The organism is Shewanella sp. A22, assembly GCF_053850585.1.
Genome location: NZ_JBSQBN010000001.1, coordinates 96,342 through 111,179, shown reverse-complemented (window position 1 = coordinate 111,179; position 14,838 = coordinate 96,342). Strand labels below are relative to the sequence as shown.

General features: G+C 42.9%; 11 protein-coding genes. All 11 read right to left on the bottom strand.

Annotated features, from left to right (window positions below; translation table 11 throughout):
• Positions 1 to 45: 45 nt before the first annotated feature.
• Entirely contained in the window at positions 46 to 1,482 is a 1,437-nt protein-coding gene (tilS, locus tag ACWXWT_RS00455; RefSeq protein ID WP_456039648.1) for a tRNA lysidine(34) synthetase TilS, read from the bottom strand.
• Positions 1,483 to 1,497: 15 nt separating this feature from the next.
• Positions 1,498 to 4,974 (bottom strand): DNA polymerase III subunit alpha, encoded by a 3,477-nt coding sequence (gene dnaE / locus ACWXWT_RS00450; RefSeq protein ID WP_456039647.1) that lies wholly within the window; start codon positions 4,972 to 4,974, stop codon positions 1,498 to 1,500.
• A 104-nt stretch (positions 4,975 to 5,078) separates the two neighbouring features.
• On the bottom strand, positions 5,079 to 5,720 hold the full coding sequence (rnhB, locus tag ACWXWT_RS00445; RefSeq protein WP_456039646.1) for a ribonuclease HII: 642 nt from the start codon (positions 5,718 to 5,720) through the stop codon (positions 5,079 to 5,081).
• A gap of 17 nt (positions 5,721 to 5,737) precedes the next feature.
• A complete protein-coding gene (gene lpxB / locus ACWXWT_RS00440) occupies positions 5,738 to 6,886 on the bottom strand; it encodes a lipid-A-disaccharide synthase (protein ID WP_456039645.1) in 1,149 nt (382 codons plus the stop codon).
• 9 nt (positions 6,887 to 6,895) lie between these two features.
• Positions 6,896 to 7,666, bottom strand: coding sequence for an acyl-ACP--UDP-N-acetylglucosamine O-acyltransferase (lpxA, locus tag ACWXWT_RS00435; protein ID WP_456039644.1), 771 nt, complete (start codon positions 7,664 to 7,666; stop codon positions 6,896 to 6,898).
• Positions 7,663 to 8,124: a 3-hydroxyacyl-ACP dehydratase FabZ gene (gene fabZ / locus ACWXWT_RS00430; RefSeq protein WP_456039643.1), complete on the bottom strand. Its 462-nt coding sequence runs from the start codon at positions 8,122 to 8,124 to the stop codon at positions 7,663 to 7,665. The genes lpxA and fabZ overlap by 4 nt, the downstream gene beginning before the upstream one ends.
• Before the next feature lie 31 nt (positions 8,125 to 8,155).
• Complete coding sequence (gene lpxD, locus ACWXWT_RS00425) at positions 8,156 to 9,181, bottom strand: UDP-3-O-(3-hydroxymyristoyl)glucosamine N-acyltransferase (RefSeq protein WP_456039642.1); 1,026 nt, start codon at positions 9,179 to 9,181, stop codon at positions 8,156 to 8,158.
• Between the two features lie 5 nt (positions 9,182 to 9,186).
• Positions 9,187 to 9,684, bottom strand: coding sequence for an OmpH family outer membrane protein (locus ACWXWT_RS00420; protein WP_456039681.1), 498 nt, complete (start codon positions 9,682 to 9,684; stop codon positions 9,187 to 9,189).
• Between the two features lie 65 nt (positions 9,685 to 9,749).
• Entirely contained in the window at positions 9,750 to 12,233 is a 2,484-nt protein-coding gene (gene bamA / locus ACWXWT_RS00415) for an outer membrane protein assembly factor BamA (protein WP_456039641.1), read from the bottom strand.
• 31 nt (positions 12,234 to 12,264) lie between these two features.
• Positions 12,265 to 13,635: a sigma E protease regulator RseP gene (rseP, locus tag ACWXWT_RS00410; protein ID WP_456039680.1), complete on the bottom strand. Its 1,371-nt coding sequence runs from the start codon at positions 13,633 to 13,635 to the stop codon at positions 12,265 to 12,267.
• 12 nt (positions 13,636 to 13,647) lie between these two features.
• Positions 13,648 to 14,838 (bottom strand): 1-deoxy-D-xylulose-5-phosphate reductoisomerase, encoded by a 1,191-nt coding sequence (gene ispC, locus ACWXWT_RS00405; RefSeq protein ID WP_456039679.1) that lies wholly within the window; start codon positions 14,836 to 14,838, stop codon positions 13,648 to 13,650.

The window sequence follows — 14,838 nt, the reverse complement described above, 5'->3', positions numbered from 1 at the left end:
TTTGCTCATGAAACAAACAATAAAGACCAGATATTAATACAGGCCCTAGGATGTTTTAAAAAGCGGAAAACTGACCCCTTGCTGCCCTGTTTGCGCTAAATAACGTTTGTCTATCCATAATCCGATGGCGGCAACGAGTATGTCATCATAAAAAACCAATGGGATTTGCTGGCGACGCCAAGGTGGGATATTGCATTCTTGCCACAGCTTTTTTAATTCACGCGGTTTTTGACGTTGTGATGAGGCAAATTGAGGCTGACATTTGATAGATCCCGCCGCGCCAAAACGTATGCTCACGGTTTTGTCATGAGGTAATGCGAGTAATAGCGCGTTATCGGTCGCCGTTTGCACGCTTACTGTGAATAACTTATGTCCAATGTTACACGTCATCTCAAGCTGTTCATTGTTAAGCAGAGAATCAAATGCTTGTTGAACACCTTTGGCATCAATATTACCTAACTCGTGACCACACAATACATAAGCGACGCCAGCGAAACGCTTAACATAATAATCGCTCCATTGAATCGACACATTTGCATCATCTTTAGCAGCCACTAGTTGTGATAAAATCTGCTGCAACTGCCCTTGCGAAGGTAAACTGACACCGCAATGACTCAAATACCCGCGAAACAATAATGCTTGCCACGCTGCCGTTAATTGCGCGAAGCCGGTTAATACAAAACCTGTGGATTCGGTTGTTAATGCTTTTGCATCGCTTGGTAATACTAACCATTGGGGTAAGCGATGACTGACTTCGTCATCGATAACCTGTTGCTGCTCAGCACATAATGCGGCGCTGCGGGCAGCAGTAGTGGCGATACTCGGCCAACGTTGCTTTAATCGTGGAATGATATCAAGACGTAAAAAATTTCTATCGAAGCTGTCGTCTTGGTTACTTTCATCCTCAATATGAGGGAGTTGTTTTTGTGCAGCAAATTGCTCTATCTGGTCGCGGCTGATGTCTAGCAATGGCCGCATTAGCCAAGCTTGTTGGTATACTTGCATTGCCCCCATTGCAGCTAGTCCTTTAGGGCCTTGGCCACGTTTTAGCGCTAATAATAGGGTTTCTAGTTGATCGTCTTGATGATGCGCAGTCAGTAAAATATCACCGGGGTTTAGATAACGATCAAACGCTTGGTAACGGGCATCGCGGGCTTGTGCTTCTAGACTTTGTCGCGGACCTTTTTCTACATTAACACGCTCAATTTGCAACGGTAACTGGTAATGATTAGCACGACGAATACAATGTTCAACCCAGTTATTCGCATTCAAACTTAAGCCATGATGAACATGGATCAATAAACACGCTATGTGTGGATATTTTTGTGCAAAAGCACTCACCCCATAAGCAAGTACTTCAGAATCGACCCCACCACTGTAAGCCAGTACTAACTTAGGTAAGCCATGACTTAGCGCTTGCTTCTGTTGATAAATCGGCAGAATGGCCTGTTCAAGTAAGCTTACTAGCTGTTCTGCTGTCATATTGAGCGCCTACCGTTAATTAAATACAATTTTAACGTTATTGGAACCGAGCATGCTTTCTAGCGATAGCATTAACTCATCGCTTGGATTTACCCGCCATTCATCCCCTAAAGTGAGCTTACCGCTTGCTTCAGGCTTTGAGTAATGAATCACTACGGGAACAGCACCGTTACGCCAAGGCGTCAGTGTTTGTTCAAAGGTTTCTAACCAATCTGATGTAATATCGTTGGCATGAATATTAATTTCAACGGCACGTGCAAAGTGGCTACGGGCTTCACCTATTTCAATGATATTTCGCGCATTCATGCGATTGCCACCAGAAAAATCATCAAAACTGACATCACCTTCACAAATAAGAATGCGATCTTTTTCAAGCATATGGCCAAACTTTTCAAACGGTTCGGTAAATAGCATGACTTCTAAGCGGGCACTTTTATCATCTAACGTGACTAAGCCCATTTTTGATCCACGTTTGGTGATCATCACTCGTGTAGCGACCACTAATCCAGCAACTTTCACCGTTTTACCACGCTCAGTAGGATGAATGTCTTTTAAGCGGCCATTAGTGTATTGCTTAAGTTCTTTTAAATATTGATTAATGGGATGACCCGTTAAGTAGAGCCCTAAGGTTTCACGCTCCCCTTCTAACCAAATTTTATCCGGCCATGGGGTACATTGTACAAAGTTTTGCTTACTGTCTTCTGGTTCACTGTTGAGCAAACCAAACATATCATGCTGACCAATGGCTTCTGCTTTTGCGTGTTGCGCAGCGGCGCTAATGGCCTCCGGTAGAGTGGCCATCATTGAGGCGCGGTGCGGGCCTAACGTGTCTAAAGCGCCTGCTAGAATCAGTTTTTCAATGACGCGTTTGTTGAGTTTTTTCAAATCAACACGGGCACAAAAGTCGAATAAATCAACAAAAGGTCCGTCATTACGAGCTTCTAAAATTGAGTCTACGGGGCCTTCACCCACGCCTTTAATTGCACCGATACCGTAAACAATATTAAGATCGTCATCGACAGTAAACTTAAATAAGCCCTTGTTCACATCTGGCGGAATTAACGGTAGCCCCATGCGTTCACATTCATCAACCAAGGTGACGATTTTATCGGTGTTATCCATGTCGGCTGACATTACCGCGGCCATAAACTGCGATGGGAAGTGAGTTTTCAACCACAAGGTTTGATACGACACTAGGGCATAAGCGGCTGAATGCGATTTGTTAAAACCGTAACCGGCAAATTTTTCTACCAAATCGAAGATTTTCATCGACAGGTCGCCGTCGATGCCGTTATTAATTGCGCCCTCTTTAAAGGTGCCACGCTGTTTGGCCATTTCTTCAGGTTTTTTCTTACCCATTGCACGACGCAGCATATCTGCGCCGCCTAGGGTGTAACCTGACAATACCTGAGCAATTTGCATCACCTGCTCTTGATACAAAATGATGCCATAGGTTGGTGATAGCAATTCTTTTAAAGATTCATGTTGGTACTGAGCGTCTGGATAAGACACTTCTTCACGTCCATGCTTACGCTCAATAAAGTTGTCAACCATGCCTGACTGCAAAGGCCCCGGGCGGAAAAGTGCCACCAATGCAATCATGTCTTCAAAACAGTCAGGTTGCAGACGTTTAATAAGGTCTTTCATACCACGAGATTCCAGCTGGAATACCGCGGTGGTTTCGTAGCGCTGCAGTAGTCTAAAACAAGCTGGATCAGCAAGTGGAATGGCTTCGATACGTACTGGTTCTTTTCCTTCTTTAATTTGGCGCGGATTAATCATCTGCAACGCCCAATCAATAATGGTTAAGGTACGTAAACCCAAGAAATCAAACTTAACCAAACCCGCCGTTTCTACGTCATTTTTATCAAACTGAGTAACGGGGTTTAAACCTTCTGCATCACAGTATAACGGTGCAAAATCGGTAATTCGTGTTGGTGCAATAACCACACCACCGGCATGTTTACCGGCGTTACGTGTCACGCCTTCTAAGCGGCGGCACATGTCGATTAGTTCTTTAACGTCTTCATCGCCGTCATAGGCTTCAGGAAGCGCCGGTTCAACTTCAAAAGCTTTAGCCAATGTCATCCCAGGTTCTGCGGGGATTAATTTGGTTAAACGTTCAACAAAGCCGTAAGGATGCCCCAATACGCGGCCGACATCACGCACCACGGCTTTAGCTGCCATGGTACCAAAGGTAATAATTTGTGATACCGCTTCTCGGCCATAAAGTTCAGCTACGTGGTCAATCACCTCGTCACGACGATCCATACAAAAGTCGACGTCAAAATCGGGCATGGAAACACGTTCAGGGTTCAAAAAACGTTCAAACAGTAAATCGTATTCGAGTGGGTCTAAGTCAGTAATTTTAAGCGCATAAGCGACTAACGATCCGGCGCCAGAACCTCGACCAGGACCGACGGGGATACCATTATCTTTACCCCATTGAATAAACTCCATCACGATAAGGAAGTAACCAGGGAACCCCATTTGGTTAATAACTTTAAGCTCAATCTCGAGGCGCTCATCATACTCTGGCCGTTTCTCAAGACGAACTTGTGGGTCTGGGAATAAAAATTCGAGACGTTCTTCTAAGCCTTTTTCTGAAGCGGCAACTAAAAAGTCTTCTATCGATAAATCGCCGGTCGGGAAATTAGGTAAAAAGTATTCATGTAAGCGGATGGTAACATTGCAACGTTTAGCAATTTCAACGGAGTTTTGGATCGCTGACGGAATATCAGCAAACAGTGCGATCATCTCGTCTTCGGTACGCAGGTATTGTTGATCGCTATATGTTTTAGGACGACGAGGATCGGCTAATGTAAAACCATCGTGAATAGCTACACGGATTTCATGGGCTTCAAAATCGTCTTGCTTTAAAAAAACCACTTGGTTAGTTGCTACAACAGGTAAACCCTTTATTGATGCTAACTCAACTGCCATGTGTAAATAGCGTTCTTCATCTGCTCGGCCTGTACGAATGAGCTCAAGATAATAGCGGTCTTCAAAGTGCTGTTGATAAAAAGCAATCAACGATTCGACTTGCTGTTGATTACCTTTTAATAAGGCCTTACCCACATCGCCATCTTTCGCGCCCGAGATAATGATCAAACCAGTGTTAAATTTGATTAACCAATCTTGATCAATCACAACTCGGTTATCAACATGACCTCGAAGATAGGCTTCACTGATCAATTGAGTGAGGTTTTGGTAACCTTCATTGTTCATCGCAATAATGGTTAAAGCACAAAATTCTTTTTCAAAACCAGGAGTTTGCACCCAAAAGTCGGCACCTACAATAGGCTTTATACCTGCACCATGACACCCACCATAAAACTTTACTAAACCACAAAAATTGTTTTGATCGGTTAGCGCTATCGCTGCCATCCCCTGACTTTCAGCCGTGGCAATAATAGGTTTGACTTTGGCAACGCCATCTGACATTGAAAAATCACTGTGAACGCGCAAATGAACAAAACGAGGATCGGACATAGATTATTTTTTCTTCGAAAAAGATGAATGTAATAACACGAAAAATGCGGAATTTAGACTACCAAACTAAGTCACTTTCGCCAATGGCTAAGTCTGTTAATCTATTATTTGCCTTGGAGTAAACGCTCTGCAACCGGTTTAAAACTTTTACGATGCTCGGGTAATACACCATGTAGGGTTAATGCTTCAAAATGTGCTTTAGTCGGGTAGCCTTTATGCTGAGCAAAACCATACTCTGGATATTGACTGTCTAACGTATCCATCTCGGCATCACGAGTCACTTTGGCAATAATGGATGCTGCACTAATCGCTGTCACTAAGCCGTCGCCTTTAATTATCGCATGACTAGCAATACCAAAATCCGGCACCCGATTACCATCAACGAGTACCCGTTCAGGCATAATAGACAAGCCCGCTACTGCACGTTGCATTGCTAGCATGGTGGCATGCAAAATATTTAACTCATCAATTTCTGCCGGACTGGCACGCCCGACACAGACAGATAACGCGTTTTCCATAATGTCTTGATATAAGGCATTACGGCGTTTTTCGCTGAGTTTTTTAGAGTCATTGAGTCCAGCAATGGGCTTGCTAGGATCGAGTATTACCGCCGCGGTAACCACATCACCAATAAGCGGACCACGCCCAACCTCATCAACACCAGCAACAACCCCTTGTGAAATAATGGCAACTTGTTCAGGCGTAATATTTTTTATCACAACGGGTAATGCGTTAAGAGAAGTCATTTATTTATCCTACGACACTAAGGTGTTTCAATAAGCGCCACTACAGCATCTGCAGCTCGCTCACTAGCATTGCACTTAAGCAGCTGGTGCAATTGTTCAAAGCGGGCTTTTAATGGGGAAAAATCTTGATTAAGTTGTTTGATAACGGCATCAGCAATAAGTTGTGGCTGGCAATTAGCTTGCATAAGTTCTGGTACGATGGTTTCGTTAGCTAATAAATTTGGTAACGAGTAATTGTTAATTTTCATCATACGGATTGCTATTGCATAGGTAATTGGACTGACACGATACGACACTACCATAGGTCGCTTAACCAGCATGGCTTCTAATGTCGCAGTGCCCGACGCTAACAAAATACAATCCGCAGCAGCCATAACTTCACGCGATTGGCCTTCAACAATAGTCACTTCTAAATCAGGAGCAAACGCTTCAAGTGCGGCAACAAACTGCTGTCGACGAGCATCATTCACTACAGGGGTAACAAATTTAATGTCTGGAAATGTTTGTTTAACTAACAAAGCCGCTTTGACAAACGGTTCAGCCAATTGCTTTAACTCTCCGCCTCTTGACCCTGGCAACACGGCTAAGTATTCAGCATTAGGATCTAACCCTAATTGCTCTCGGGCGGCAAGTTTATCACTGCACATAGGAATATCATCTGCCAGAGTATGCCCTACAAAGGTACAAGGTACTTGATGCGTATCGTAAAACGCTTTTTCAAATGGCAATAAAGACAACACCATATTTGTCGCTTTAGCAATCTTAAATATTCGCTTGGGACGCCAAGCCCATACTGACGGGCTGACATAGTGGACCGTTTTAATCCCTTTAGCTTTTAATTTAAGCTCAAGGCCAATATTAAAATCGGGCGCATCAATACCAATAAAACAGTCTGGCGCTAATGCGGTAATTTGTTGCACTAGGCTTGACCGAATATGCAGCAGTCTTGGGAGGCACGATAACACCTCAACTAACCCCATAACTGACAACTCTTCCATAGGGAATAAGCTTTCAAACCCAAGAGCTTGCATACGTGGGCCACCGATACCAATAAAACGCGCATCAGGATAGCGTTGTTTGAGCGATTGGACTAAACCAGCACCTAAAATATCGCCGGAGATTTCTCCGGCGACAATGGCAAATATTTTTGGGGAAGTGTGAGTCATTGTTTCCGTCTATCGAATAATGCCACGAGCTGAGTGGTTAATAAATGCCATAAATGCTTTTACATTGACGTCACTTTCGGCTACTTCAATAAGTTCCGCGTTGGCTTCTTCAATGGTTAAACTCTTACGGAAAACCGCTTTATATGCATTTAAAATCGAACGTTGATCCGCTTTACTAAATCCACGACGTTTTAAGCCTTCAAGGTTCAAGCCGCGTGGCGCTGCGGGAGAACCGGCTGCCATAACAAAGGGAGGCACATCTTGTAGAATAAGCGATGCTCCCGCCGTAAATGCGTGATCGCCAATATGAACAAATTGATGAACACCAGTCATGCCACCTAAAATAACCCAATCACCAATATGAACATGACCAGCAATAGAAGCGTTATTAGCCATAATAACGTTGTTACCGACAACACAATCGTGGGCAATATGAACATATGCCATCAACAAGCAGTTAGAGCCTATGCGTGTTTCACCCTTATCTTGCGTTGTGCCACGGTGAATGGTAACTGACTCACGAATTATATTGTTATCGCCAATAACTAAGCGAGTTTGTTCGCCTGCGTACTTCTTGTCTTGACACTCTTCGCCAACTGAAGCGAATTGAAAAATACGATTACCTTTACCAATAACGGTTGGGCCTTTCACGACGACATGAGAACTTATCCATGTATCATCACCAACCTCAACATTTTCACCAATATAAGTCCAAGGACCAATAGTGACATTATGACCAATTTTGGCTGTTGGGTGAACAAACGCTAATTTATCTATCACTTTTTAATCTCTCTACGTGCGCACATGATTTCTGCTGAACAAACCAATTCACCATCAACCAAAGCTTCACCAACAAACACACCAATACCACGGCGCTCTTTAATCATTTTCACGTGAAAATGTATTTGATCGCCCGGCTCAACAACGCGTTTAAAACGCGCTTTATCGATACCAGCAAAATAATACAACACCTCTGGAGATGGCTGAGTACTCATGGTTTTAAAAGCAAGCAAACCCGTTGCTTGCGCCATTGCTTCTAAAATTAATACGCCAGGCATAACCGGTTGTATAGGGAAGTGTCCCTGAAAAAAAGGTTCATTAATCGTAACATTCTTTATCGCATGTAATTGCTCACCTACGGTAAAATCTAAAACACGATCAATTAACAAAAATGGATATCTATGAGGTAGATATTGAAGGATCTCTTTAATATCCATGGTGTTTAGTTGGTTTGACACACTACATTCCTTAAATAAGGCAGAATTACAATTATTCTGTGCCTTTAGCACTTTTTTCGAGATGTTTAACTCGATTAAAAAGCTCATCTAATTGACGGAAACGTACAGTGTTTCGACGCCATAATTTATTTTCCATCGCAACAGTCGCCGACGAATACACGCCTTTGTAACGGATAAGGCTAGTGACATTTGTACCGCCGCTGACATGTACTCCGTCAGCAATGGTCAAGTGACCCGCTACTGCGCTATTACCGCCAATAATACAGTATTTTCCAATGCTCGTACTGCCAGCAACAATCGATCCACCTGCAATAGCAGTATGTTGGCCTATCACAGCATTGTGAGCAATTTGTACCTGGTTATCGATAATCACACCATCATGTATTTCGGTATGGGATAATGCACCACGATCAATACTAGTACATGCACCAATTTCGACATTGTTACCAATCCGAACACCGCCCGTTTGGGGGATTTTGATCCAATTACCACGATCATTGGCATAACCAAATCCATCGGACCCAATCACAGATCCTGAATGGATAATGCAATCATGGCCAATATGCACATTATGGTATACCGTCACATTTGCCCACAGACGCGAATTTGAACCAATAATACTGGTTTCACTCACGACACAGCCTGGACCAATTTGAACATTTTCACCCAAAATAACCTTGGCACCAATCACCGCATTTGCACCAATAGCCACACCGTCGCCAAGAATGGCTGATGGGGCTATTTGTGCGGAAGGATGAATACCCAGTGCTTCATTAGGGGTATTATCCAGTAACTGCGCCACACGAGCGAATCCAACATATGGATCAGCAACGATGAGGGCATTACCATCATAATGATTTGCATCTTTTTCGCTCAGCAATACCGCACTCGCTTGAGTTGCCTCAAGCTGAGTACGGTACTTACTGTTGGCTAGAAAAGAGAGTTGGCCTGAGGTTGCATCTTCAAGGGTCGCCACGCTTGTAATTTCCAGCGTTTCATCACCTTTAATCGTTGCGCCCAGCAATTGACCAAGCTCTTTTAAAGTCACTTTCTGCATACTTATTATTTGCCTTTGCTTAAGGCTTCTACCACTTTGCTGCTAATGTCAGCTTCTGGCTTCACAAAAATAACCGCGCCACGTTGTAGCACCATGTCATATTGTTCTTTCGCAGCAATAGTATTAATGGCTTTTTGAACTTGAACTAATAGTTTGTTTTGCTCTTCACCTTGACGACGACGCATGTCTTCATCTAATGCTTTGCCTTTTAACTGAAATTCAGATTTCAATGATTCCATTTTACGCACGAGTTCAGTCTTTTGTGTGTCGTTCATTAAGGCGCCATCACGCTGTTGCTTTTCAACCAAAGTACGCATTTCTTCCTGCATTTTTTGGACTTCAGCAACACGGTCACCAAACTCAGCTTTTAATGATTTAGAAATTTGTTCGCGCTGTGGCAGTTGCTCAAACACTTCACCCATATCAACTACAGCGAGTTTTTCCGCTTGAGCTAGCATAGGGGTTGCACAAAATGCCAATGTAATTAATGCGCGATTTACCATCTTTTTCAAAGTAGACTCCTTGTTAAACTTGTTGTTATCAGCAAAACTTGCCGAGTGTATTTGTTTTAGAACGTTTTGCCAATATTGAACGAGAAAATCTCTGTCTCGTCATCTTCATATTCTTTCAGTGGCCAAGCTAAACTGAACACCATAGGACCCATTGGAGATAACCACTGTACGCTCATACCCCATGAGGCACGTAAGCGTTCTGGATCGCTATAGTCTTCTAACTTAGAGAACTGATCTGCTGGCAGATATCGGTAAGAATCATAATCAAACTCGGTATCCCATACGTTACCTGCATCAACGAAGAAACTTGTACGAACTGAGTTAGTATAAGCTTCATCTAAAAATGGCGTAGGAACAATCATTTCGAAGCTTGCTGTCGCAATGGCATTACCACCAATTGAACGACCTTGACTAACTTCAATGGTATTCTGCTCACCAGGTAAGCTACAACCGTCACCCGAAACATCTGGAGAACACGGCTCGCTACCACGGTATAAATAGAACGACCTAGGGCCTACTGAATTAGACTTAAAGCCACGTAACGAACTGCTACCACCGGAATAATAGTTTTCCCAGAACGGCAAGATTTGATCGTTGTCGTTAAATTTACCATAACCGTTCGAATAACCTAAACGGGCACGTGCCAAAAACACAAACCCATGCTGACGTGATAAAGGAAAGTAAAAGTTGGTGTCGAAATCTGTTTTAAAATACTGTAAATCAGATCCTGGCACTGTCATTTTACCGCTTAAACGTTGTGACGAACCATCAGTCGGGAACGTACCGCGGTTAAGAGTACTGCGATACCAGCCTGCATTTAGCTCAAAGTTATCAAAGCTTAGGTCAGAGTTGGCATCATCGCTTTCACGATACACATTATAGAAACGCAATGCTTGTTCATAAGCAGAGATTTCTGAAATAGTATTATGACGATAACCAATACCACCGTTTAAACGGTTATCTTCGTTGATCGGAAACCCTGAATTTAATGCAACGCCATAAGATTTATTCTTATATCGTTCAAGGTTTGCCTCGTTTGCGTCAAACTCATTCCAGTAAATACTGCCACCTAAACTAACGCCATCTTTAGTAAAAAATGGATCGGTATATGACAAGTTAGCACTACGAGAATACTTGTTAGTATTGATGCTAATACCCGCTTGATTACCAGTACCAAGGAAGTTATTTTGCTCAACACCAAACTGCAAGCTCACGCCTGATTCGGTACCATAACCAACACCTGCGTTAAATGAACCAGATGCTTGTTCTTTTACTGTGATGGCCACATCAACTAAATCGTCGCTGCCTGGCACTTGAATCGTTTCAGCATCTACGGTTTCGAAGTAACCTAAACGGTTTAGGTATAATTTAGATTGCTCAACTTGAGCCGAATTTAACCATGCACCTTCCATTTGTCTAAGTTGGCGGCGCATAACTTCATCTTTAGTAACAGTATTACCCGTAAAGTTAATTGAGCGAACATAAACACGCTTACCCGGTTTGACATTGATGTTTAATACAACTTCTTTGTTTTCATCATCAATTTCAGGGTAGGTTTTCACTTCTGGATAAGCATAACCAAAGCGACCAAGGTATTTACTGTACATTTCTTCGGTGAATGTCACATCAGCACCGTTGTACATATTGCCTGCTTTAATTGGCAAAATAGCCTTCATTAACTCTTCACGACCCATAAGATCGCCCATTAAGTTAACTTCTTTGACCTTGTATTTTTCACCTTCGTTCACATTAATGGTGATGTACAAACCTTTGCGGTCTGGGGTCATCGCCACTTGTGTTGAGGTCACTTCAAAACGAATATACCCTTGGTTGTGGTAATAGGTTTTAATGGTTTCTAAATCGGCTTGTAACTTCTGCTTTTGATAGCGACGTTCACCAAATAAATCCCACCATGCTACATAATCTTTAAGCTCAAGCATGCTGATAAGCTCTGAATCACTAAACACAGTGTTACCCACCACGTTTATTTGGCGGATTTCAGCAGCTAACCCTTCAGTAAACTTAAATTTAAGCTCAACACGATTACGTGGTAAGTTGATGATTTGCGCTTCAACTTTGGCACCGTATTTACCCACACCATAATAGAAATCTTGTAGGCCTTTCTCAATGCCTGACAACATGGTTCTATCAAGTGATTCGCCCATTTTAACACCAGAACCATCAAGACTTTCTTGTAACTGTTCGTCTTTAATATCTTTATTACCTTCAAATGAGATAACACTGATAGTCGGACGCTCTTTAACCGTTACAAAAAGTATTCCGTCTTCATGACTGACACGAATGTTTTCAAAATTGGTTGAACCATAAAGGCTCTTAATCGCTTGCTGTAATTTAAGTTCATCTATTGTGTCACCTACTTTCACAGGTAAACTCAATAGTGCTGCACCGAGAGCAACTCGTTGCAAACCTTCTACTTGGATGTCGGTCACTTCAAAAGGTTGGAAAGACTCTGCCCAACCATTCCCTGAAAAAGACGCGCCGACGAATAACATCGAGGCAAAAATTTTATTAAATCTCATAGAGCACTTCTAATTATTTGTCTGTCCTTGCTCAGAGTCGGGCAAAATCGTTGAATAAGGCTACGCCCATCAACATTAGCAGCAAAGCTGCGCCAAACCTGAAACCTATTTCCTGTACCTTTTCGGGTACAGGCTTACCAGTAATCACTTCTATAAAGTAATACAGCAAGTGTCCACCATCGAGCACTGGCAGAGGCATTAAGTTAATAATGCCTAAGTTAACGCTGATGAGCGCGATAAACCCTAGAAAGTACACTAAGCCATAACTTGCACTGGCGCCTGCGCCTTGTGCAATCGAAATAGGACCACTAAGGTTTTTCACCGACACATCGCCGGTAAATAATTTTCCAATCATCTTAAAACTGACGTCAACAAGTTGCCATGTTTTGTCTGTTGCCGCGATAACCGAATCTACTATGCCATACTCAAGCTCAAAGCGCATATTATCAGGCCATGGCGCTTGGGTTGGACTAATTCCGACAATCCCAATAGTTTTACCATCAGGATTTTGTTGTGCTTTTGGCACCACATTAACATTGATGGATTCACCTTGGCGCATCAATGTCATATTAATATTTTTGTTGGCAGAGCTTTGTACCACATCAACAAACTCATTCCAATCGCTGTATTGAGTACCATTTATCTGGACGAGTTTATCACCGACTTTTATGCCTGCTTTTTCTGCAGCGCTGCCTACACTAACAGCAGCAATAGTGGGATCAATCCCTGGGCGGAAAATACCTAACCCCAGCGAGGTGATTGGTGATTCTTTTTCTGGATCAAATACCCAATTTTTCGTATCAAGTGTTACCGTTTTAGTCGGCATATCCATGCCAGATAATGTCGGCAATGGCGCTAAGGTTAACTCGATACTGTTGTTACCAATATGGCTAACTAAGGCTAAGTTTACTTCTTCCCAAGTGCGTACTTTCTGCCCTGATACAGCCATAATTTGTTGTGGCTCAGCCAACTGAATAACACTAGCAGGACTCCCTAGCTTAGTACTGTCAATAACCGGTTTAATCGATGGAGTACCTATCAGGTACATCACATACAAGGCTGCAATAGCAAAAATAAAATTAGCAATAGGGCCTGCTGACACAATCGCAATACGTTGCCATACCGTTTTACGGTTAAAAGCTTGGTCGACTAACTCGGCAGGGACGTCTTCAACCCGCTCATCAAGCATTTTAACGTAACCACCTAACGGGATCATTGCGACCACGTATTCGGTACCATCTTTACCCATTTTGCGCCAGATGGCTTTACCAAAACCAATAGAGAAGCGTTCAACTTTAACGCCACAACGACGCGCAACCCAAAAGTGGCCATATTCGTGTGCTGTTATTAAAATACCTAATGCAACAATAAAGGAACCTAAGCTCCAAAAAAAATCTATCATCATTCCCCTGAACTAATTAAGTGCGTTAATGGCAGAAATCGCTGTCATACGAGCTTGTGCATCTAACTGTAAAATATCATCTATACTCGCTAAACGAGTTTGTTGTACTCGGTCTAAACAACCTGCATTGATATCTGCTATATCGGTAAAGCGTATTTGTCCCTTTAAGAAAGCATCAACGGCAACTTCATTGGCTGCATTTAATACTGTAGTCGCCTCTTGTCCGTGTTCACATGCTTGCATGGCAAGACGTAAACATGGGAAACGGCCGAAATCAGGTTCACAAAAGCTTAATTGTCCGACTTTGAAAAAATCCAAAGGTTCAACGCCAGCGTTAATTCTTTGCGGATAGCTCATACAATGAGCAATAGGAGTACGCATATCAGGGTTGCCCATTTGCGCAATCACAGAACCGTCTCGGTACTGCACCATAGAATGAATCACACTTTGAGGATGTATTACAACTTTCAGTTGTTCTGCTTGAGTGTTAAACAACCAGCGGGCTTCAATATACTCTAAACCCTTATTCATCATAGTGGCTGAATCTACCGAAATTTTAGGTCCCATAGACCAATTGGGATGATTACATGCTTGAGCTGGCGTCATGGCACTCAATGTCGATAAGTCTGTTTGTAAAAATGGGCCACCAGAGCCAGTCAATAAAATATGAGCGATACCTGACGCGGCTAAATCGCAATAGCCTAATTGTGATTGAACATTGGTGGGTAAACATTGAAAAATAGCATTGTGCTCGCTGTCGACAGGTAACACTGTTGCACCAGATGTCTTTGCGGTGTGCATAAATAACTCACCCGACATCACTAATGCTTCTTTGTTGGCTAATAAAACCCGTTTACCCGCTTTAACAGCATCAAATGTCGGCACTAGACCAGCCGCACCGACAATAGCGGCCATAACGGTATTTGTAGCACTGTCGGTAACTAACCCATGTAACGCCTCAGCGCCTGTGGTTACCTGAGTCACGCAGTCTTGTGGTAATAACGCATTAAGTTGCTTAGCTGCAGATTCATCGACCATATGAGCATATTCGGGTTGATGGGTAATGCACAAGGCTAACATTTTGTCTACGCTGGCATTTGCCACCAATCCGTAGACCTTAAATTCCGTTGGGTTATTCGCAATCACACTTAACGTGCTTGCGCCAATAGAGCCTGTGGCTCCTAAAATCACCATATTTTGCAT

Coding starts and splice junctions, on each gene's coding strand:
- tilS (WP_456039648.1), bottom strand. CDS start 1,482: ATGACAGCAGAACAGCTAGTAAGCTTACTTGAACAGGCCATTCTGCCG.
- dnaE (WP_456039647.1), bottom strand. CDS start 4,974: ATGTCCGATCCTCGTTTTGTTCATTTGCGCGTTCACAGTGATTTTTCA.
- rnhB (WP_456039646.1), bottom strand. CDS start 5,720: ATGACTTCTCTTAACGCATTACCCGTTGTGATAAAAAATATTACGCCT.
- lpxB (WP_456039645.1), bottom strand. CDS start 6,886: ATGACTCACACTTCCCCAAAAATATTTGCCATTGTCGCCGGAGAAATC.
- lpxD (WP_456039642.1), bottom strand. CDS start 9,181: ATGCAGAAAGTGACTTTAAAAGAGCTTGGTCAATTGCTGGGCGCAACG.
- ACWXWT_RS00420 (WP_456039681.1), bottom strand. CDS start 9,684: ATGGTAAATCGCGCATTAATTACATTGGCATTTTGTGCAACCCCTATG.
- bamA (WP_456039641.1), bottom strand. CDS start 12,233: ATGAGATTTAATAAAATTTTTGCCTCGATGTTATTCGTCGGCGCGTCT.
- rseP (WP_456039680.1), bottom strand. CDS start 13,635: ATGATAGATTTTTTTTGGAGCTTAGGTTCCTTTATTGTTGCATTAGGT.
- ispC (WP_456039679.1), bottom strand. CDS start 14,838: ATGCAAAATATGGTGATTTTAGGAGCCACAGGCTCTATTGGCGCAAGC.